The organism is Methylobacter sp. S3L5C, from assembly GCF_022788635.1.
Lineage (GTDB): Bacteria > Pseudomonadota > Gammaproteobacteria > Methylococcales > Methylomonadaceae > Methylobacter_C.
The window spans coordinates 49,749-70,993 of record NZ_CP076024.1; the positions used below are offsets into that span (position 1 = coordinate 49,749).

Here is a 21,245-nt window from a genome sequence, read left to right on the forward strand (position 1 = left end):
GTCTTGCCTTCCTATTGAGTTTTTGCAGCAATCGCTTCAGCTGCACGTACCACATTACTGGCCATTTTTTCTGACGCTGCATCAATTAACCGACCGTCCAAAGCCGCAGCGCCTTTACCTTGTGCAGCCGCTTCTTGCAAAGCCACTAAAATACGTTTGGCTTTTTCAACTTCAGCCGCCGGCGGGGTAAAAATTTCATTAGCTAATTCGACTTGTGACGGATGAATAGCCCATTTACCTTCGCAACCTAACGCCGCAGCACGTCTTGCGGCAAGCTTGAAACCATCAGGATCTTTAAAGTCACCAAACGGGCCATCAATAGGACGTAAGCCGTAAGCACGGCAGGCAACGGTCATACGACTAATGGCAAAATGCCATTGATCACCCGGATAATCAGGATTTAAACCGCCGATGTTAGTAGTTCTTGCACGATTACTTGCCGCATAGTCAGCCACGCCAAAATGCAATGCTTCAAGACGACCTGACGCACCATTGCGGGCAATGTCTTCTACATTAGCCATGCCCAAGGCGGTTTCAATCAGGGCTTCAATGCCTATTTTATTTTTTAATCCCTGTTGCATTTCCAATTGGTTAAGCATCGCTTCAACCATATAAACATCGGCATAAACACCGACTTTAGGAATCAAAATAGTATCCAGTTTTGCACCGCATTGCTCAACCAGATCGACAACGTCACGAACCATATATTGGGTATCAAGACCATTAATACGCACAGAGATGGTCACACCATGACCTTTCCAATCCATGTCGTTTATGGCTTCAATAATGTTTTTTCTGGCACGTAATTTATCATCGGGAGCTACCGCATCTTCAAGATCCAGGAAAATGAAATCTGCCCCACTTTTCATCGCCTTTTCAAACATTTCAGGGTTTGAGCCCGGAACCGCTAACTCACAACGTTGAACACGTTGTACTGACGCTGCATATAAAGTGTGACTCATTTGTACATCCCTAATGTCATTAGTATAAAAAATTTATGCTTGTTTCTTAACGGCGTATGACTTAAACCGGAAACAAATAAATCGCCCATTCTACTTTCAGTGCAACCAAAGTCAATTTTTATAGCGTACTATCGACGTAAAGTCACAATCAAATCTTGCTGATTGTTGGTGCCTATGTCATTATTATTGGTTTTTTGGGTATTTATTTTCAATCCCCAAGTCCTGATTTAATCAATCATTCACCTACCTACAAAAGAGGCAAAACCATGGCTGGTCGTAACCACCTATATATTCCAGGTCCAACTAACGTACCTAATGAAATCTTAAGTGCGATGCACATCCCTATGGAAGATCATCGCTCCCCGGTTTTCCCCAAGTTACTGACGCCTCTGTTACAAGACTTGAAGAAAATTTTCAAAACAGAAACAGGACAAGCTTTTGTTTTCCCTGCAACCGGCACTGCCGGCTGGGAAGTTGCCTTTACAAACATATTAAATCCAGGCGATAAAGTATTGATCTACCGTTTTGGTCAATTCAGCCATTTATGGGCTGAAATGGGTAAACGCTTGGGTTTTGATGTTGAAATTCATGAAGAATCCTGGGGTAAAGGCATTCCGCTAGACAAGCTGGAAGCGCGCTTAAAAGAAGATACCCAACACCAGATCAAGGCAGTTTTAGCTACGCATAACGAAACAGCTACCGGAGTTACCAGTGATATTGGCGGCGTTCGTAAAGCCATGAATGCAGCAAGCCATCCTGCCATGTTATTTGTTGACGGCGTCAGTTCAATTGCCAGCATTGATTTCCGCATGGACGAATGGGGTGTTGATGGCGCCATCAGCGGTTCTCAAAAAGGCTTTATGATGCCGGCGGGCGGTGCCTTTCTGGCCTTTAGCCAAAAAGCATTAAAAGCCACTGAAACATCAACTTACCCACGTTGCTTTCTGGACTTAAGAGACCAGATGAACGCCAACAAAGACGGCTATACACCCTACACACCCTCTTTGCCTATCTTGTACGGTTTACGTAAAGCACTGGATATATTGCTTGAAGAAGGTCTGGAAAATGTCTATGCACGTCACTTCCGTCTGGCGGAAGGTACACGTAAAGCCGTTGCCGCCTGGGGTTTAAAAATATGCTCTGAAGCCGGCTTTGAATCTGATACAGTGACGGCAATTATGGTCCCTGAAGACAAAGATGCCCGCACTGTCATCAGCACAGCCTTTAGCAAATACAATATTTCTTTAGGTGCAGGTCTTTCTGTCTTGGCTGGAAAAGCCTTCCGTATCGGTCACGTTGGCGATATGAATGATGTGTCCATGCTGGGCGCTATCGCCGGTGTTGAAATGGCATTATTGGACTGCGGTTTTGATATAAAACCAGGTAGCGGCGTTGCAGCGGCTATCGAATATTATCGTTCAACAGCAAAATAAACTGCCTTAACCAGCGTAATCAGGCAACAGCTACTGTTGTCGGATTACGCGACTTCTACAAATATCTTCTGCCTAAATCCATACCCCCTACCCTGTGGAGAATATTCAATGAGCAAACCTAAAGTCATCGTCACGCGAAAATGGCCTGCTGAAGTCGAAGCACAGTTAACCGCACTTTACGACGTACAGCTGAACGAAAGCGACATCCCCATGACGGCAGACGAGCTTAAATATGCGTTGCAAACAGCGGATGCCGTACTGCCGACGGTTACTGATGCAATGACTGCCGACATACTGAATGTTGAGGGAAAACGCGCCAAAATTATAGGCAATTTTGGTGTCGGTTATAACAATATCGACATCTCTGCTGCCAAAGCACAAGGACTGGTGGTTACCAACACGCCACACGTTTTAACCGACTGTACCGCCGATATTGCCATGTTACTACTGTTAATGTCGGCACGACGCGCCTCTGAAGGTGAGCGCCTGATACGTAATCAACAATGGACAGGCTGGAAACCAACGCAGTTACTCGGACAAAAAGTAACCGGTAAAACCTTGGGCCTGATTGGTTTTGGTCGCATAGCCCAGGCAATGGCTAAAAAAGCGCATCATGGTTTCGGCATGAAAATCCTGTTTTACGCGCCGTCACAACCAGCCCAACCTGTTATTGATGATTTACAGGCAGTCCGTTGCGACACAGTTGAAGAATTATTATCGGCAGTCAATTTTGTCTCATTACACTGCCCCGGCGGCGAGGCAACAAGGCATTTAATTAACGAACAACGTCTACAATTAATGCAACCATCTGCCCATTTGATTAATACGGCGCGTGGCGATGTTGTTGATAGCAAGGCCTTGGTTAAAGCCTTAACAGAAGGCTGGATTGCCGGTGCAGGCTTGGATGTGTTTGAAGGCGAACCGAATATTGATCCCGGTCTTTTGGCTCTAAATAACGTGGCCCTGTTACCGCATTTAGGTAGTGCAACAGAAGAAACACGCACTGCAATGGGTAATCGCGTATTGGCAAATATCGGCGCTTTTTTTGCCGGTGAAGAACCCGCCGACCGGGTTGTTTGAAATCCAAACAATAAGGAAATATTCCGTTGGAGTGAAGCCAAAGATTGGGAAGATCTATACTTTCTCCCCAATCCTCGCTCAATAAAGCAACTTTGTTTATTGCGGGTCGTTCCATTCGGCCTAAAGGCCGACGTTTAAACCAACAAAGAAGATTGCTTAAAACAAATGCTTAACAGCATCCCTTTCTTCTTTTAACTCGATTTCTGTCAGCTTTAGTCTTTGCCTGCTAAATTCATTAATCGCCAGATCCTTTACAATACTGACCTTACCTTCAGTCACAGTTACCGGAAATGAGTAAATCAAACCTTTAGCTATGCCATAACTACCGTCCGAAAGTACGCCCATACTGACCCAATCACCTTCTTCAGTGCCCTTTATCCAATCTCTCATTTGATCAATAGCAGCATTAGCGGCAGATGCAGCACTCGATTGACCTCGTGCGTTAATAACGGCTGTACCCCGTTGCTGAACGGTAGGAATAAATTCTTTAACAAACCAGTTTTTATCAACCAATGACAAGGCATCCTGCCCCTTTACCTTGGCATAATTTAAATCAGGATATTGCGTGGCTGAATGATTACCCCAAATAGTCATATTTTTTATATCGGTAGTCAAAACGCCGCATTTTTCAGCCAGCTGGCTTATCCCCCTATTATGATCAAGCCGACTCATTGCAGAAAAATTTTCCGGACTTAAATCCGGCGCGTTTTTCAAAGCAATCAAGGCATTGGTATTGGCAGGATTACCTGTTACCAATACTTTTACCTCTCTGCTGGCAACAGCATTTAAGGCCTTCCCTTGCGGTGCAAAAATAGCTGCATTAACTTCCAGTAAATCTTTACGCTCCATCCCTGCCCCTCTTGGACGCGCACCTACCAGAAAAGCGTAATCAACATTCTTGAATGCCACCAGTGGATCATCGGTTATTTCAATTCTGTGCAGTAAAGGATTGGCGCAGTCATTTAACTCCATCACGACACCCGCCAAAGCATTCATTGCCGGTGCAATTTCCAGTAAATGCAAAACTATAGGCTGATTAGGTCCCAGCAATGAACCCGCTGCCAAACGAAAAAGCAAAGAATAACTAATTTGCCCTGCCGCACCGGTAACAGCTATATGAACGGGTGTTTTCATTTAATTTCCTTTATTTTTATTTTTAGCATTTATAGAGATTAACTTAATAAGATCTCACTCAACAATAAGGCTACCATTATTTCTAATAATTTCAGTGTAGTAACCGAACAATATCTGTCTTTTTAGCAATTTACTTTCACAAGTGAACAAATAGCTTACAGTTGGCATAATCGTATCACTCCTGCCACAGTAAAAACACCCATTAATCATGGCGCTTAATCACGGCACACTTTTTTTTATCGGGTATAATACGTCACAAAACATCACATTAACCATACACACGGATAAGTTAATGAAAAAACTGCTATTCCAGTTCGATACAGACACTCATCCATCAGTTTTTGATACGGTAGTTGGCTATGATGGCGGGGCAGATCATGTTATCGGCCATGGCAGTTTGATGCCGGAAAATGTCACGGCTCTGGTAGAGGGTGCCATGTTTACACGCTCTCCTAAAGATAAAAAAAATACCGCTATTTTTGTTGGCGGCAGCAATATGCTTGCCGGCCAGGAATTATTTACTGCCGTACAAAACTGCTTTTTCCCCGGCTTTCAAGTCTCTGTCATGCTGGATAGTAACGGCAGTAATACGACCGCTGCAGCCGCTGTTGCCAAACTGGCATCCAGCGGCGTACTCGCAGGCAAAAATGCCGTAGTATTAGCAGGCACCGGCCCGGTAGGCCAGCGTGCAGCAGCAATGCTGGCCCAAGAAGGTGCCAACGTCTCATTGACTGCCCGTAAAATGAGCCGTGCCGTAGAAGCCTGCAATAATATGAGGCTGCGTTTTGGCGTTGACATCACCCCTATTGAAGCATTTGATAATGATGCCAGAGCCAGAGCAATCGAAAATGCCACCATTATTTTGGCAACCGGAGCCGCAGGTGTTGAGCTACTCACGGCTGACCAATGGCAATATAACAGCAATATTGAAATGATAGCCGATGCCAATGCTACGCCACCTCTGGGCATTGGCGGCACCGACATGATGGATAAAGGCAACCTGCGCCATGGCAAGATAATCTGGGGCGCAATTGGCTTTGGCGCATTAAAGCTGGCGTTACACCGCGCCTGTATTGCCAAATTATTTACAGACAACAAGCTGGTTCTTGATGCCGAAAACATCTTTGCCTTAGCCAAAGAAATGGCTTAATTGAAACCTTTATCAATAAACCATTCGGCAAGCCCGACAAACTTGTCCTCAAGAAAAGATGCTGTCAGTATTTTTAAGGCAGGCATCGCTGCGGCTGACCCCTATCAAGCCGTTAAAAACTGTTTGTTTGCTAACGATGTACAGCTGGAAATCTTGCTGGGCTTGAATGACCTTACCCAAAAACGTACCGGCAACTGGTCAAAAGTCCATCTTATCGCTTTTGGCAAAGCCGCTTGCGCCATGGCAAAAGCGGCCAGGGAAATTATCCCTGCGCAGTTACTGGCCGGTACCGGCATTGCCGTTACCAATTATGAAAACGTCACCTTAATTGATGCTATCGAAGTAATCGGCGCTGCGCATCCGCTGCCTGATGAAGCCGGCCTTATTGCTGCCCAAAAATGTGCTGAACAAATCAGTCACGCAGAAATAAACGAACTCGTTTTGGTCTTGGTCAGTGGTGGCGGCTCAGCTTTAATTCCCTATCCTGTCAACACAATTTCGCTGGCAGAAAAGATTGCCACCACCGATTTACTACTTGCCAGTGGCTCGACCATTAACGAAATTAATTGTGTACGTAAACACTTATCACAATTAAAAGGCGGTGGACTGGCCAAACTGGCTGTACCTGCCGACTTACACGCATTTATTTTATCGGATGTCTTGGGTGACGACTTAAGTGCCATTGCCAGCGGACCAACGGTCCCTGACCCCAGCACGTTTAGCGATGCCATTGCCGTTTTTATAAACAAAGGTATTTGGAACAAAGTTCCTGTTCGCGTTCAACAGTATCTGGAACAAGGCAATCGGGGTAACGTACCGGAAACACCAAAACCTGGCGATAATATTTTTAAAAATACCAACCATACCTTGGTAGGCAGTAATTCAATCAGCCTCAAGGCAACGCTTAAAACTGCGCAAAAGTTAGGTTACGAAACCCGACTATACGATGCGCATCTTTGTGGCGAAGCAAGACAAACGGCTGAAAAATGGGTACGTTACGCAAAAAATTTAATCGACAACGGCATCGATAAACCGCTTGCCTTGTTGGCAGGTGGCGAAACTACTGTTACATTAAAAGGCACTGGATGCGGTGGCCGTAATCAGGAAATGGTACTGGCTTTTGCACTTGCGGCAGAGCAATACGACTTAACAGGCAACTGGACATTTCTTAGCGGCGGCACCGATGGTCGTGATGGCCCGACAGATGCGGCCGGCGGCATCGCTGACCAAAACTCCATAAAGCGCATGCGCTACGCAGACATAGATCCACTTGCCATGCTGGACAATAATGATTCATATACTGCATTAAAAAGCTCACAGGATTTATTGATTACCGGCGCAACCGGAACCAACGTAGCTGACTTGCAAGTATTACTTATCACCCCTAATTCTTATACAAACACCCACGCTTAATCAGGAGCTACCATGTTTAAAAAATCTATGTCCATAGCCGGTTTTGATGATGATCTGTTCAATGCGATGGAAGAAGAACGTAACCGTCAGGAAGATCACATAGAGTTGATCGCCTCGGAAAATTACGCCAGCCCACGAGTGATGGAAGCACAAGGCTCACAGTTAACCAATAAATATGCTGAAGGCTATCCCGGCAAACGTTATTATGGTGGCTGTGAATTTGTTGATAAAGTCGAGCAACTCGCTATCGACCGCGCCAAAGCCTTATTTGGTGCAGATTATGCCAACGTACAGGCACACTCAGGCTCTCAGGCCAACATGGCCGTATTTATGGCATTGATTCAACCGGGCGACACGATCATGGGCTTAAGTCTAGCTGACGGTGGTCACCTGACACACGGTGCCAAACCTAATTTCTCCGGCAAAATTTATAATGCCATTCAATACGGATTGAACCCTGAAACCGGTGAAATCAACTATGAACAAGTTGAAGCTTTGGCACTGGAACACAAACCAAAAATGATTATTGCGGGCTTTTCCGCTTACTCACGCATTTGGGATTGGCAACGCTTCCGTGACATTGCCGATAAAGTGGGCGCTTATTTTGTCGTTGATATGGCGCACATCGCCGGTTTGGTTGCTGCGGGTTTATATCCTAATCCGGTGCCTTTTGCCGATGTTGTTACCAGTACGACGCACAAATCCTTACGCGGCCCTCGTGGCGGCCTTATCTTATGCAAGAGCAATCCTGAAATCGAGAAAAAAATCGATTCCAATATTTTCCCGGGCATACAAGGTGGACCGGCCATGCACATTATTGCTGCGAAAGCGGTTGCCTTTAAAGAAGCCATGCAACCCGAATTTCGCATTTATCAGCAACAAGTGATTAAAAACGCTCAGGCAATGGCCGGCGTTTTTATCAAGCGTGGGTTTGATGTCGTTTCAGGCGGCACCGATAATCATTTGATGCTGGTTTCTCTTATTCCCAAAGGCATCACCGGAAAAGCCGCAGATGCAGCACTCGGCAAAGCGCATATCACCGTCAATAAAAATGCCGTACCTAACGACCCACAATCGCCTTTTGTCACCAGTGGTATTCGTGTCGGTACACCAGCCCCAACCACACGCGGCTTTAAAGAATCCGAAATGATCGAAATTGCCAACATGATGTGTGACGTCATGGAAAACATCGATGACGAAAACGTCAGTGCCGCAGTACGGGAAAAAGTCAGTAATCTTTGCGCAAGGTTTCCGGTTTATAGTTGAGTGAGTTAGAAGGATGCTGGGAATCCTTTACGCGCTTTGAGTGTAATCAAAATTGAAAGTATAAAGAAATGAATAAATCGGATTTAGAAAAGCTAGTTGAGATCAGACTATTAGAGGCTGAAACTCTACTAAAGTCTGGAAACTTTCAGGGAGCATATTATTTGGTAGGCTATTCACTTGAATGCGCTCTGAAAGCTTGCATTGCAAAGCAGGTAAACCAATATGATTTCCCGAATAAACAATTAGCTAATCAAAGTCATACCCACAATTTAACAGAGCTGCTTGGAGTTGCAGGGCTTAAACAGAAATTATCTGAAAAGGAAAAAGAAGATACTGATTTTGGTATAAACTGGGCCGTAGCAAAAGACTGGTCGGAATCATCAAGATATGAATGCAATATCGAAGAAACAAGAGCACGTGATCTTATCAATGCAGTAACAGAAATAAATTCAGGAATATTGGCATGGCTAAAGACGTATTGGTAACAGAAACCCTTTCGGAGCAAATGATCAAAGCTGGCGCCAAATTGATAGAACGGCTCGATGCTGCTAATGCAGAAATAAAAAGCGCATTTTGGCTATTTTTATCTGAAGAAAAAACATGGAAGCTAGTTCTCGCATCACCGCTTGTTGGTTCTGAAGGCCCGAGAGATTTTTATAAAAAGGTAGTTTCGACTAATCAACTTTCGACAGACGAAGAAGAAACTATCTCTCTTAATGATGTAGGCGTTGCTAATACAGATAATCAAATAGTTGAATTAATGAAAATTGCTATTAGCACTGATGACGGGATATCTGGAATCAGATTTTCCAGAAATACGATAAACGGAATGTTCATTGAAGATTCATATATATATCGATCCCGATCTTAACAAATAAATTCAGCCGGTGCCGCTATTGCATAGGTTAATTTAAGCGTCAGTTCGGAGATACACTGCTCAAAGTTAATCCTATTTCGTTGATTTTTTTGATTATACGACAGATACCGGAATTACCTAAAAAACGGGTCTTATCTGAAGGCTTGTTATTTTTTAGTGCGGTTGGGTTAGCTAAACCATAACCCAACACATCGAAGAAATAAATTTAATGACAAAACTACCATGAAAGTTCAACGCACTATTCAAACCGTAGACACACATCACCTGGTCATCGAAGTACCTGCATGATTTGTTCATCAATAGTTAGAAATTCTGGTGATTACTCGGGATGAAATCGGGGAGAAACCCTCTCGAAAACGTCGCATACCGCCCCCCAATTTGCTAGAAGAATTAGGTAATGTCATGCCCTCTATTTCAGCAAACGATTGGGGGACAAAACAAATGATTATTCTAAATATACATAATGCCCATTGACCTAGATTTAATATCGAAACTCTTCTGCATACAGTAAATCACATGAACGATTGATTAGGCACCAATTGCTATAACGCAATAAATTTGCTTACTTAAATAATTACAATTTATTAACTCAGGATAATCATGTCCGATATAGAAATAGCGCAACAAGCCAAAATGCAACCCATCATCGGTTTGGCAAAAGAACAGTATGGCATAGAAGCCGAACACCTTGACCCCTTCGGTCATTACAAAGCTAAAATATCGCTGGAATATATCAATAGCCTGACCGACAAAAAAGACGGTAAACTGATTCTGGTGACAGCCATTAGTCCGACTCCTGCGGGAGAAGGCAAAACTACGACCACAGTTGGCTTGGGCGATGCCATGAACCGGCTGGATAAAAAAACCATCATCTGTCTGCGCGAACCTTCTTTAGGTCCCTGCTTTGGTGTAAAAGGCGGCGCTGCCGGCGGCGGTTACTCTCAAGTTGTACCCATGGAAGACATCAACCTGCATTTTACCGGAGACTTTCATGCCGTCGGCGTAGCACACAATCTGCTGTCTGCATTGATAGATAATCACATCAATCACGGTAACGTTCTGGATATAGACCCCCGACGCATCCAGTGGAAGCGGGTTGTTGACATGAATGACCGCGCCTTGCGTCACATCGTTGTTGGTATGGGTGGCCCTGCAAACGGTTACTTGCGTGAAGACGGTTACGATATCGTCGTCGCTTCTGAAGTTATGGCAATTCTTTGCCTGGCAACTGATCGTGCCGACCTTAAGGAACGCTTGGGTCGCATCGTCATCGGTTACAAATCAGACAGAGTAACACCCGTTTATGCACGCGATTTAAATGCCCAAGGTGCCATGGCCGCTTTATTAAAAGATGCTATCAAACCCAATCTGGTACAAACACTTGAAAACAATATCGCTATTATTCATGGCGGGCCGTTTGCCAATATTGCGCACGGTTGCAACACGGTAACAGCAACCAAAACCGCGTTAAAACTGGCGGATTATGTCGTCACTGAAGCCGGTTTTGGAGCTGATTTGGGCGCTGAAAAATTTATTGATATTAAATGTCGTATGTCAGGATTAAAGCCCTCGGCAGTGGTTTTGGTTGCGACTATCAGGGCACTTAAATTTCATGGCAACGTGGCTAAAGAAGACTTAAACACCGAAAATCTGGCGGCAATCGAACAAGGTTTTGTTAATCTTGAACGTCATTACCATAACATTACCCAACATTACGGCTTGCCTTGTGTGGTCTGCATTAACCACTTCACTTTTGATACCGATGCTGAAATTGCTTTACTGCAACAAAAATGTGCCGACTTGGGCGCTACCTGCATTGTTTCAAAACATTGGGCAACCGGTAGTGCAGGTGCAGAAACATTGGCACAAGCGGTTATTGATATTGTTGACAACCGAGAACCTGGATTTACTTACGTCTATGATGAAAATCTCGACTTATGGGAAAAAATTGAAACCATTGCTACCAAGCTATACGGTGCAACTGGCGTTACGGCCAATGCCAAAGTAAAAACCCAACTTGCCGAATGGAATAATGATTACGGAAAGTTTCCGATCTGCATGGCAAAAACGCAAATGTCATTTTCAACCAATCCCAATGCCAAAGGTGCTCCCACGGAACATACCCTAGAAATCAGGGAAGTTAAACTAGCTAACGGTGCCGGCTTTATTGTGGCCATTGCTGGCGACATAATGACCATGCCCGGCTTACCCAAAGTACCTGCCGCAGAAAGAATTGATATCGATGATGATGGCAGGATAACCGGCTTGTTTTAGGATTTAATTCCAACGTAGGGGCAATCCTATTATGTGGTTGGCCTTGCGCCAATTGGGTAATGACACAGGGATTACCCCTGCATTATGTCCATTTTCTTATGTCAAATTCAGGCTATGACTACTCCACTACTCTCTGTTGAAAACCTTAGTGTTACTTTCAATCATCATCAGACAGTTGTTGATGACATCAGCTTTGTTATCTACCCAGGCGAAACTTTTGCCTTGGTCGGCGAATCAGGCTCCGGCAAATCCATCACGGCCTTGTCCGTGCTGAGATTAATGCCCAACAATGCCAAGATCAAAGCCCATGCTATCAACTTGCAAGGCGATAACTTGATAAAACGGGCAGAATTTGAGCTCTGTAAAATTCGTGGCAGACGTATCGGTTTGATTTTTCAAGACCCCATGTCCTCACTAAATCCGGTGATGACTATTGGCAGTCAAATCGAAGAAGTGTTAAACATCCATTTCTCTTTGCCCAAAAAAGCCGTTAAACAACTGGTACTACAATTATTGCAGCAGGTTGAAATACCCGAACCCGAACAGCGACTTAAAGACTATCCGCATCAACTTTCGGGCGGCCAAAGACAACGGGTGATGATTGCCATCGCCTTGGCGGGGCAACCGGATTTATTAATTGCCGATGAACCCACGACCTCTCTGGATGTGACCATTCAGGCGCAAATATTGGCGTTGCTAAAAACCATACAGCAACAAACCGGCATGGCCTTGTGGTTAATTAGCCATGATTTGGCTTTGATATCAACCATGGCAGACCGCGTTGCCGTGATGCAGCAAGGTAAAATTGTCGAAACCGGATTAACCAAAATCCTTTTCAATCAACCCCAACATCCCTATACCCGCAAACTACTCAAAGCTTTGCCCTCCATGCAAAGCTGTTTAACTAATACACCTAAGGAAAAACCGCCCTTATTACAGGTTAACAACTTTTATTGTTACTACCCGATCAGGAAAGGTCTTTTTAAACGCATAGTTGATCATGTACGTGCAGTCGATGGCGTGAGCTTTAATATCCAGCAAGGTAAAACACTGGCTTTGGTCGGTGAATCAGGTTGCGGTAAAACCACGCTGGGCAAAAGCTTGTTAAATCTGATCCTTGACGGCAGTGGCGAGGTTATTCTCAATGGCATTAATCTTAATAAACTGACCGGCGAAACATTAAGACAGCAACGCGCCAATATCCAGATCGTTTTTCAGGATCCATTTTCTTCAATGAACCCGAGAATGCTGGTTGGCGATATTATCGCCGAAGGCCTCCGGGCATTACATCCTGAAATTAGCGCTGCCGAACGCAAAGCCAGCGTCGCACAATTATTGCAACAAGTTGATTTACCGACTGATTCCGCTTTACGTTATCCGCATGAATTTTCTGGTGGTCAGCGACAACGAATATGCATAGCCCGTGCTCTGGCAGTGAATCCCAAGCTGATCATCTGCGATGAACCGACCAGCGCACTGGATGTGTCCGTGCAAGCGCAAATCATTCAATTACTCAAGACCTTGCAAGAAGAAAAAGGCTTAAGTTATTTATTTATCACCCATGATCTTGCCGTGGTTGCAGAAATAGCCGATGAAATTGCCGTTATGTATCAAGGAAAAATTGTTGAATACGGCACTGTACAGCAAGTACTCACACAGCCTGAACATGCCTATACCAAAAAGCTGTTGGCCGCTGTGCCGATTTTGACTATCGAGTAACAATCTGACATTGCCAGCATAACAACGTGTTGTAAATACAGCCATGAACCAGAAAGACTAAAATAGCGTGAAGTGATAAATAATTATGGCCATAAATTTTTCTGGCAAATCCAATCAGTATTTTGTGTTATCCTAGGCGGCTAAATTTCACGTAAAAAATGCACTTATTCCTTTATGCGAACTCGCGTTAAAATTTGCGGCTTTACCCGTGTTGAAGATGCTGTTTATGCCGCTTACTTGGGTGTCGATGCGATTGGTTTGGTATTTTATCCTCCCAGTCCACGTCATGTTGAAATCGAACAGGCGATTAAAATTGTTAATGCCCTGCCCGCTTTTACCTCGGTGGTGGCTCTATTCGTCGACGAACAGGAAGCACGAATACGTGAAGTGTTGGCGCAAGTACCGATTGACTGCCTTCAATTTCATGGCGATGAGCCCGCCAAAGCTTGCAGAATTTATGGCAAGCGGTACATTAAGGCATTAAGAATGAAGGATGGCATCGATATTTCTGCTTTGGCAGAACACTACCATGATGCAGCAGGCTTGTTACTGGATGCTTTTCATGCCGATGCCAAAGGCGGAACCGGCAATCAATTTGATTGGGCCTTGATTCCAGCGCAATGTAGTTTGCCAATCATACTGGCTGGTGGTTTGAATGAAACCAATGCCAAACAGGCAGTGCAAACAGTAAAACCTTATGCGCTTGATATCAGTAGCGGCGTAGAAGTAAAAAAAGGTGTTAAAGACTCGCTTAAAATGGCGGCATTTATAAATCAAGCTAATGAAGGTAACCAAGTAACAGCATGACCCAAAAATATAATATGCCCGATGAGCGGGGACATTTTGGTCCTTACGGTGGAATTTTTGTTGCTGAAACATTAATTCCGCCCATTCAAGAATTGAATGCCGCCTACCAGCAGTATCTAAACGACCCCGAATTTATAGCGGAACTGGATGCTGATTTAAAATATTATGTTGGGCGACCTTCGCCTTTATATCATGCTGAGCGCTGGAGTCGTGAACTGGGCGGCGCACAAATCTATTTAAAACGTGAAGATCTTAATCATACCGGATCTCATAAAATCAACAATACGGTAGGCCAGGCTTTATTGGCGAAACGTATGGGTAAGACGCGTATTATCGCTGAAACCGGTGCCGGTCAACATGGCGTTGCAACCGCTACAGTTGCCGCAAGACTGGGTCTTGAATGCGTGGTTTATATGGGTGCCGTTGACGTAGCCCGGCAGTCTTTAAACGTCTATCGCATGAAGTTATTGGGTGCAACAGTGATCGCTGTTGAGTCGGGCTCTAAAACCCTGAAAGATGCTTTAAACGAAGCACTCAGGGATTGGGTAACCAATGTTGACAATACTTTTTATATTATTGGCACGGTTGCAGGACCCCATCCCTACCCTGCCATGGTACGAGATTTTCAGGCAATTATTGGCCGGGAAGCCAAGGATCAGTGCCTTGAGGCAACCGGACGTTTACCCGATGCGCTGGTCGCTTGCGTAGGCGGCGGCTCAAATGCCATTGGCTTGTTTCATCCCTTTATTGATGATGCTTCGGTAAAAATGTACGGTGTTGAAGCCGCCGGTGACGGCGTTGCTACAGGCAGACATTCAGCGCCTTTATGCGCAGGTCGCCCTGGTGTATTACATGGTAATCGCACCTATTTAATGGCTGATGATGACGGTGAAATTATCGAAACCCATTCCATCTCGGCAGGCTTGGATTATCCTGGCGTCGGCCCGGAACATGCGTGGTTAAAAGATACCGGACGGGTAACTTACGCCAACATAACCGACACCGAAGCTCTGGAAGGTTTTTATGCGTTAACACACATGGAAGGCATTATTCCAGCACTAGAGTCCAGCCATGCGATGGCTTACACGATGAAACTTGCACCTACCATGAATAAAGACGAAACCATTATTATTAATCTGTCCGGTCGTGGCGATAAAGATATGCAGACCATGGCTAAACGTGAGGGAATAGAATTGTGAGTCGATTAGCTGCCCGATTTGAAGAACTGGCCAAAACAGGTCGCAAGGCCTTAATTCCGTTTATTACCGCCGGCGATCCAAAACCTGAATTTACCGTACCAATGATGCACGCCATGGTAAAAGCCGGCGTTGATGTTATTGAGCTGGGCGTACCGTTTTCTGACCCGATGGCCGATGGCCCGGTTATTCAACGTGCCAGCGAACGCGCTTTAGCCCATAAAATGAGCTTAAGACGGACCTTGGAAATTGCGACTGAATTTAGAAAAACCGATCAAAAAACCCCTGTGGTATTAATGGGTTATTTAAACCCGATTGAAGCAATGGGTTATGAAAACTTTGCCAATGCCGCACAACTTGCTGATATTGATGGCGTTTTAACCGTTGATTTACCCCCGGAAGAAGGCGTTGAGTGCGGTGCATTGCTAAAGGCACGCGGAGTTGATCCTATTTTCTTGCTGGCACCCAACAGCACTGATGAACGCGTTAAAAAAATGGATGCCTCAGGCAGTGGTTATATTTATTATGTTTCGCTTAAAGGCGTGACCGGTGCCGGCCATTTGAATGTTGTTGATGTTGAAAACAAAGTAAAGCAAATTAAAGCCAATACACAATTGCCTATCGCTATTGGTTTTGGTGTAAAAGATGCCGATACGGCAAAAATTGTTGCCAATATAGGTGATGGTGTTGTTATCGGTAGCGCGCTGATCAATAAAATTGAAGCCAATCTGGATAATCCTGATCAGGCTAAAAATGAAATCATTGAATTATTAACATCGATACGTCACGCACTGGATAATTAAAAGCGTGTTCATAAGCCTATTGATGAAGCATTACGGAGCAATCGAATGAGTTGGTTTGAAAAATTACTGCCTACGACAATCAGAACAGAAAGATCCAGTAAAAGAGGTACTGTACCTGAAGGCTTGTGGACCAAGTGCCCTGGCTGCAATGCAATTCTTTACAACACAGAACTGGAACGAAACCTTAGCGTCTGTCCAAAATGCGAGCATCACATGCGCATTTCAGCGAGAGCGCGACTGGACATGTTTTTGGATGAAGAAGGCCGTGAGGAAATTGGCAAATACATTAAACCGGTTGACCCGTTAAAATTTAAAGATACCAAGAAGTATAAAGACCGCATTGTTCTGGCACAAAAACAAACCAAAGAAAATGATGCCCTGGTCGTCATGAAAGGACAGCTTAAAGGTAATGATATTGTTGTTGCAGCCTTTGATTTTAAATTTATGGGCGGCTCAATGGGCTCGGTAGTGGGTGAACGCTTTGTTCGTGGCGTCAACAAAAGTGTTGAGCTGGGCATACCTTTTATTGTTTTTACCTCAAGTGGTGGTGCCCGGATGCAGGAATCGCTATTTTCGTTGTTTCAAATGGCAAAGACCAGCGCCGCATTAACCAGACTGTCCGATTCAGGAATACCTTATATTTCTTTTATGACAGATCCAACAATGGGTGGCGTATCGGCCAGTCTGGCCATGTTGGGCGACATTAATATTGCCGAACCTAACGCCTTAATTGGTTTTGCAGGGCCTCGGGTGATAGAGCAAACTGTCCGTGAAAAATTGCCGGAAGGTTTTCAGCGTAGCGAGTTTTTACAAGAGCATGGCGCCATTGATATGATTGTCGACAGACGTGAAATGTGTAATAAAGTTTCCAGTATTTTGACGCTATTGATGGCCAACAGGGGAAAGACACCGGCCTCCGAGACCTCCCTATCAATGCCTATTGAAGCGGTAGAAAACGCTTCTGATCAGGAATAACTCACGCCTAAAGAATTCGGTTAATGATGCGTTTTGATTCGCTAAAAGGTTGGCTGGATTGGCAAGAAAGCTTGCATCCCTTGGCAATAGACTTGGGATTGGAGCGGGCAGCACAGGTTTTTCATGCATTGAATCCTGATTGCCTTAAGCCACCTACGATTACGGTTGCCGGGACCAACGGAAAAGGTTCATGTATAGCTTATCTTGAGGCTATTTACAGAGCCCAAGGTTACCGCGTAGGTGCTTATTCTTCTCCGCATATCCTGAAATATAATGAAAGAATAAAAATAGACGGTAAACCTGTATCTGATGAATTGATTTGTGCAGCCTTTGCAAGAATAGAGGCGGTTCGGGGTAATACCTCATTAAGCTATTTTGAATTTGGTACACTGGCCGCACTAGATATATTTTGGCGCTCAGGATTGGATGTTCAATTACTTGAAGTCGGTTTGGGTGGAAGGCTTGATGCCGTCAATATTGTTGATCCCGATGTCGCCTTAATATCCAGCATCGGTATTGATCATGTTGATTGGCTGGGCGCTACACGCGAAGCAATAGGACGAGAAAAAGCCGGTATATTCAGGGCAAAAACGCCCGCTATCGTAGGCGATTGCGACCCTCCTGCCTCATTACTGCAAAGTGCCATTGATAAAAATGCCCTACTCTATTGTATTGGCAAAGATTTCGGCTTTAAAAAGCAAATGACAACCTGGAATTGGTTTGCTGGTGATCGGCACATTCGCCAAATACCTGAACCGGGCTTAAAAGGCGAGCATCAATACCGCAACGCTTCTGCGGTTATTTTAGCCGTAGAAGTATTGTCAAAAATCTTGCCGGTAAGCGATAAATCCATTCGTACCGGACTGAAAAACAGCCATTTACTCGGTCGTTTTCAATTAATTAATGATAAAATCCCCATCCTGTTGGATGTCGGGCACAATCCGGAGGCAGTCAAAACATTAGTTGATTACCTCATCAGGAATTTCCCCGGCAAAAGGATACATGCAATTTTTTCAATGATGAAAGATAAAGACATAGCAAGTGTCATCAACATCATGAATCCAGTGGTTTACGACTGGTTTTTTGCACCGTTGTCCAACCCAAGGGCGGCGACAGAATCGATTATGCGGGAAATTTTTTCTCAAAGCTCAGCGACCAAAGTCTCCTTTGGCTTTAACGGCTTTGCGCAAGCTTACGAGGCAGCAAAAAGCCAGTCACTGGAAAACGATTTGCTGCTGGTTTTTGGTTCTTTCTTTTTAGTGTCTGATTGTTTAAATGAATTTGAGAAAAGGTGAGTTGACAAAATGAATCAAGAATTAAAACAACGGTTAATTGGCGCTATAGTTGTTACGGCTCTGGCTGCTATTTTCATTCCCATGCTGTTTGATGACCCTATTGATAATAGCGGCCAATCAATCAGTGAACTGATTATTCCTCCAACACCAGTTAAAACGGGAGAAGAGTCGGCAAACAAATTACCGACCAATGCCAACCAGATTTTGAATGCTCCTGATGCGGGCTCTGAAACTGTTGTGAATACAGAAGAAGAGTCTGAACTATCTTCAAGCAATCAACTTACTCCGGAAGCGCCTTTGGATGATGAACCTCAAGTCGATACCGAAGATCTGGGCGAACCAATGACTGATGAAGCGGGCAATGATGGCACATCGACGTCTTTGGATACCGGCATAATAGACGAACCCCCTAAACCGGTAACAACACTAAAAAAAACAGAGTCAAATACCACTAAAGCTGTTACAAAAGTAAAGCCGACAACACCCGCTACCGCTAATACCACAGAAAAATCAGCGGTTAAGGCAGTAAAACCAAAATCTGAATTCAGTCGTTGGACTATTCAAGCCGGTAGCTTTGGTAAAAAAGAAAATGCCATGTCGTTGATGGAAACTCTACGTAAACAAGGACTGCCAGTAACCCTTGATGTATCCAAAGGCGCAGGCAATACTCCCATATATCGACTTAAAGTAGGCCCGGTACTTGACAAGAAACGCGCTCTGGAAATGAAGGCAAAAATGGATAGCCAAAAAATTCAGTCCCTTTTGATTGCTGAGTAACACGCATTGAATTTGATAAATCCAAAAAAGCAATGATCTGGATAGATTATGTCATTTCCGGACTGGTTTTAATTACTGTTATAAGTGGATTCATGCGGGGTCTTGGCCCTGCATTTTTTTCGTTATTTCTCTGGTTACTGGCAATTGGAGTTGGTTTAAATTTTAGTCGTGAATTCTCTGTTTTCCTAAAACCACTTATCAATAATCCTTTACCTCAAATCACTGGTGCTTTTTTATTGTTGTTTTTGATAACCCTGATTGTTGGTAGTTTAATTCGGATACTTTTGGGTGACTCCATCAAAAAAACCACATTAACCTTTACCCATCGTTTGGGGGGAATGGTTTTTGGTGCCTTACATGGTATGGTCGTTGTTCTGGTATTGGTTATACTGGCCGGCCTAACCGCTTTACCGGATGATCTTTGGTGGCAAGAATCAACATTGCTGTCACCTTTTCAAACATCCGCCATTTGGTCACGCGACCATATTCCGTCAGGGCTGGCTGAATATATTCATTATCGTTAACAACTCTATAAATTCAAGTAAAAATTATGTGTGGTATTACTGCTATCGTTTCACATCAAGCTGTTAATCAAGAACTCTATGATGCACTGACAGTCTTGCAACATCGCGGCCAAGATGCAGCTGGCATAGTCACCTGTGAGAAGGGCCGTTTACATTTACGCAAAGATAATGGCTTGACCCGCGATGTGTTTACCAATTCCCAAATGCTGAAGTTAAAAGGCAACATGGGTATAGCCCACGTTCGCTATCCAACGGCGGGATGCACCAGTTCGCTGGAAGCGCAACCGTTCTATGTAAACTCTCCCTATGGACTAACACTTGCACATAACGGTAATTTAACCAATACCGAAGATTTAAAAAAAGCCCTGTTTGTAGAAGATCTTCGACATATTAATACCGACTCCGATTCTGAAGTCCTGTTAAATGTTTTTGCTCATGAACTACAAAGTCTGGGTAAACTGGAATTAAGTATCGATGATGTGTTTCAGGCGGTAGCGGGCGTTCATCGGCGCTGCCGAGGCGCTTACGCCGTGGTTATCATGATCGCAGGATTTGGGGTTGTGGGCTTTAGAGACCCTCACGGAATCAGACCGGTCGTATTTGGGGTAAGAGAAACCGAACAAGGTCCGGATTTCATGATTGCCTCCGAAAGTGTTGCACTTGATTTATTAGGTTTTGATCTTATTCGCGATATAGAGCCTGGTGAAGCCGTTTTCATTGAAGAATCAGGTGTATTGCATACCAAACAATGTGCTGAAAAAACAGACCATTGCCCTTGTATTTTTGAGTATGTCTATTTTGCCCGCCCGGATTCAATTATTGACGACATTTCAGTGTACAAGGCGCGCCTGCGTATGGGTGACAAACTGGCCGCAAAGATTATCAGAGAGTGGCCTGATTATGACATTGATGTGGTAATCCCGATACCCGATACCAGTAGAACCGCTGCCTTACAAATGGCTAACAAGCTAGGCGTCAAGTATCGTGAAGGCTTTATGAAGAACCGTTATATTGGTAGAACCTTCATTATGCCTGGACAAAAAATGCGTGAAAAATCGGTCAGACAAAAACTCAATGCCATTGATCTTGAATTTGACGGCAAAAATGTCTTACTGGTTGATGATTCTGTCGTAAGAGGCACAACCTCCGCACAAATTATCCAGATGGCACGCGATGCCGGTGCCAAAAAAGTCTACTTTGCATCTGCTGCGCCACCGGTTCGCTATCCCAATGTTTATGGTATTGATATGCCTGCAGCAAACGAATTGATTGCGCATAACCGTACCGAAGATGAAGTATGCGAAGCAATCGGTGCCGATCGTTTGATTTATCAGGATCTTGTTGATTTGATTGAGGCGGTTCGCAAGGGCAACCCCGACATTCAACATTTTGATACTTCATGCTTCAGCAAAGAATACATTACCGGCGATATTGATGATGCCTATCTGGAACGTACCGAGGCACTCCGCAACGACAATGCCCAAGCGAATCGCAATGCCGATAACTCGCTGATTGAAATGCTATAACAAGTACAAGGCTCAAGGTTAAAGAACCTGATAT

General features: G+C 44.4%; 19 protein-coding genes. 17 read left to right on the plus strand and 2 right to left on the minus strand.

All coding sequences use genetic code 11. The annotated features are described in order from the left end of the window. Window positions 1-11: 11 nt before the first annotated feature. The gene (locus KKZ03_RS00255; RefSeq protein ID WP_243219097.1) at window positions 12-962 is read right to left on the minus strand and encodes a CoA ester lyase; all 951 of its coding nucleotides are present in this window, start codon (window positions 960-962) and stop codon (window positions 12-14) included. Window positions 963-1,228: 266 nt separating this feature from the next. Between KKZ03_RS00255 and KKZ03_RS00260 the strand changes: the two genes are divergently transcribed. Both KKZ03_RS00260 and KKZ03_RS00265 read left to right on the plus strand, forming a co-directional pair. Then, window positions 1,229-2,395, plus strand: a complete 1,167-nt coding sequence (locus KKZ03_RS00260) for an aminotransferase class V-fold PLP-dependent enzyme (RefSeq protein ID WP_243219098.1) — start codon at window positions 1,229-1,231, stop codon at window positions 2,393-2,395. A 108-nt stretch (window positions 2,396-2,503) separates the two neighbouring features. Then, the gene (locus KKZ03_RS00265) at window positions 2,504-3,475 is read left to right on the plus strand and encodes a D-glycerate dehydrogenase (protein ID WP_243219099.1); all 972 of its coding nucleotides are present in this window, start codon (window positions 2,504-2,506) and stop codon (window positions 3,473-3,475) included. Between the two features lie 156 nt (window positions 3,476-3,631). Here the strand turns inward: KKZ03_RS00265 and KKZ03_RS00270 are convergent, their stop codons facing one another. Further along, entirely contained in the window at window positions 3,632-4,609 is a 978-nt protein-coding gene (locus KKZ03_RS00270; RefSeq protein ID WP_243219101.1) for a malate dehydrogenase, read from the minus strand. A 292-nt stretch (window positions 4,610-4,901) separates the two neighbouring features. Here KKZ03_RS00270 and KKZ03_RS00275 point away from each other — a divergent pair, with 292 nt between their 5' ends. The 15 genes from KKZ03_RS00275 to purF all read left to right on the plus strand — a co-directional run bounded on the left by KKZ03_RS00275 (window position 4,902) and on the right by purF (window position 21,211). Then, the gene (locus KKZ03_RS00275) at window positions 4,902-5,759 is read left to right on the plus strand and encodes an NADP-dependent methylenetetrahydromethanopterin/methylenetetrahydrofolate dehydrogenase (RefSeq protein ID WP_243219103.1); all 858 of its coding nucleotides are present in this window, start codon (window positions 4,902-4,904) and stop codon (window positions 5,757-5,759) included. Continuing rightward, a complete protein-coding gene (locus tag KKZ03_RS00280; protein WP_243219105.1) occupies window positions 5,760-7,172 on the plus strand; it encodes a glycerate kinase in 1,413 nt (470 codons plus the stop codon). 12 nt (window positions 7,173-7,184) lie between these two features. After that, window positions 7,185-8,438, plus strand: a complete 1,254-nt coding sequence (glyA, locus tag KKZ03_RS00285; protein WP_243219108.1) for a serine hydroxymethyltransferase — start codon at window positions 7,185-7,187, stop codon at window positions 8,436-8,438. A 68-nt stretch (window positions 8,439-8,506) separates the two neighbouring features. After that, the gene (locus KKZ03_RS00290; protein WP_243219109.1) at window positions 8,507-8,923 is read left to right on the plus strand and encodes a HEPN domain-containing protein; all 417 of its coding nucleotides are present in this window, start codon (window positions 8,507-8,509) and stop codon (window positions 8,921-8,923) included. Then, complete coding sequence (locus KKZ03_RS00295) at window positions 8,902-9,309, plus strand: hypothetical protein (protein ID WP_243219110.1); 408 nt, start codon at window positions 8,902-8,904, stop codon at window positions 9,307-9,309. The genes KKZ03_RS00290 and KKZ03_RS00295 overlap by 22 nt, the downstream gene beginning before the upstream one ends. Before the next feature lie 606 nt (window positions 9,310-9,915). Then, on the plus strand, window positions 9,916-11,589 hold the full coding sequence (locus tag KKZ03_RS00300) for a formate--tetrahydrofolate ligase (RefSeq protein ID WP_243219112.1): 1,674 nt from the start codon (window positions 9,916-9,918) through the stop codon (window positions 11,587-11,589). A 114-nt stretch (window positions 11,590-11,703) separates the two neighbouring features. Further along, window positions 11,704-13,308: an ABC transporter ATP-binding protein gene (locus KKZ03_RS00305; protein WP_243221712.1), complete on the plus strand. Its 1,605-nt coding sequence runs from the start codon at window positions 11,704-11,706 to the stop codon at window positions 13,306-13,308. Window positions 13,309-13,482: 174 nt separating this feature from the next. After that, a complete protein-coding gene (locus tag KKZ03_RS00310) occupies window positions 13,483-14,115 on the plus strand; it encodes a phosphoribosylanthranilate isomerase (RefSeq protein WP_243219120.1) in 633 nt (210 codons plus the stop codon). After that, entirely contained in the window at window positions 14,112-15,314 is a 1,203-nt protein-coding gene (gene trpB, locus KKZ03_RS00315; protein ID WP_243219122.1) for a tryptophan synthase subunit beta, read from the plus strand. The genes KKZ03_RS00310 and trpB overlap by 4 nt, the downstream gene beginning before the upstream one ends. Continuing rightward, window positions 15,311-16,114: a tryptophan synthase subunit alpha gene (gene trpA / locus KKZ03_RS00320; RefSeq protein WP_243219126.1), complete on the plus strand. Its 804-nt coding sequence runs from the start codon at window positions 15,311-15,313 to the stop codon at window positions 16,112-16,114. Before trpB ends, trpA begins: the two co-directional genes overlap by 4 nt. 45 nt (window positions 16,115-16,159) lie before the next feature. Then, the gene (gene accD / locus KKZ03_RS00325) at window positions 16,160-17,089 is read left to right on the plus strand and encodes an acetyl-CoA carboxylase, carboxyltransferase subunit beta (protein ID WP_243219131.1); all 930 of its coding nucleotides are present in this window, start codon (window positions 16,160-16,162) and stop codon (window positions 17,087-17,089) included. 23 nt (window positions 17,090-17,112) lie between these two features. Continuing rightward, a complete protein-coding gene (folC, locus tag KKZ03_RS00330; protein ID WP_243219137.1) occupies window positions 17,113-18,384 on the plus strand; it encodes a bifunctional tetrahydrofolate synthase/dihydrofolate synthase in 1,272 nt (423 codons plus the stop codon). A gap of 9 nt (window positions 18,385-18,393) precedes the next feature. Then, window positions 18,394-19,161, plus strand: coding sequence for an SPOR domain-containing protein (locus tag KKZ03_RS00335; protein WP_243219143.1), 768 nt, complete (start codon window positions 18,394-18,396; stop codon window positions 19,159-19,161). Between the two features lie 32 nt (window positions 19,162-19,193). After that, window positions 19,194-19,685 carry a CvpA family protein gene (locus KKZ03_RS00340; RefSeq protein ID WP_243219149.1) on the plus strand — a complete coding sequence of 164 codons (492 nt, stop codon included), beginning with the start codon at window positions 19,194-19,196 and terminating at the stop codon, window positions 19,683-19,685. 26 nt (window positions 19,686-19,711) lie between these two features. Further along, window positions 19,712-21,211 (plus strand): amidophosphoribosyltransferase, encoded by a 1,500-nt coding sequence (purF, locus tag KKZ03_RS00345; protein WP_243219150.1) that lies wholly within the window; start codon window positions 19,712-19,714, stop codon window positions 21,209-21,211. The last annotated feature ends 34 nt before the right edge of the window (window positions 21,212-21,245 follow it).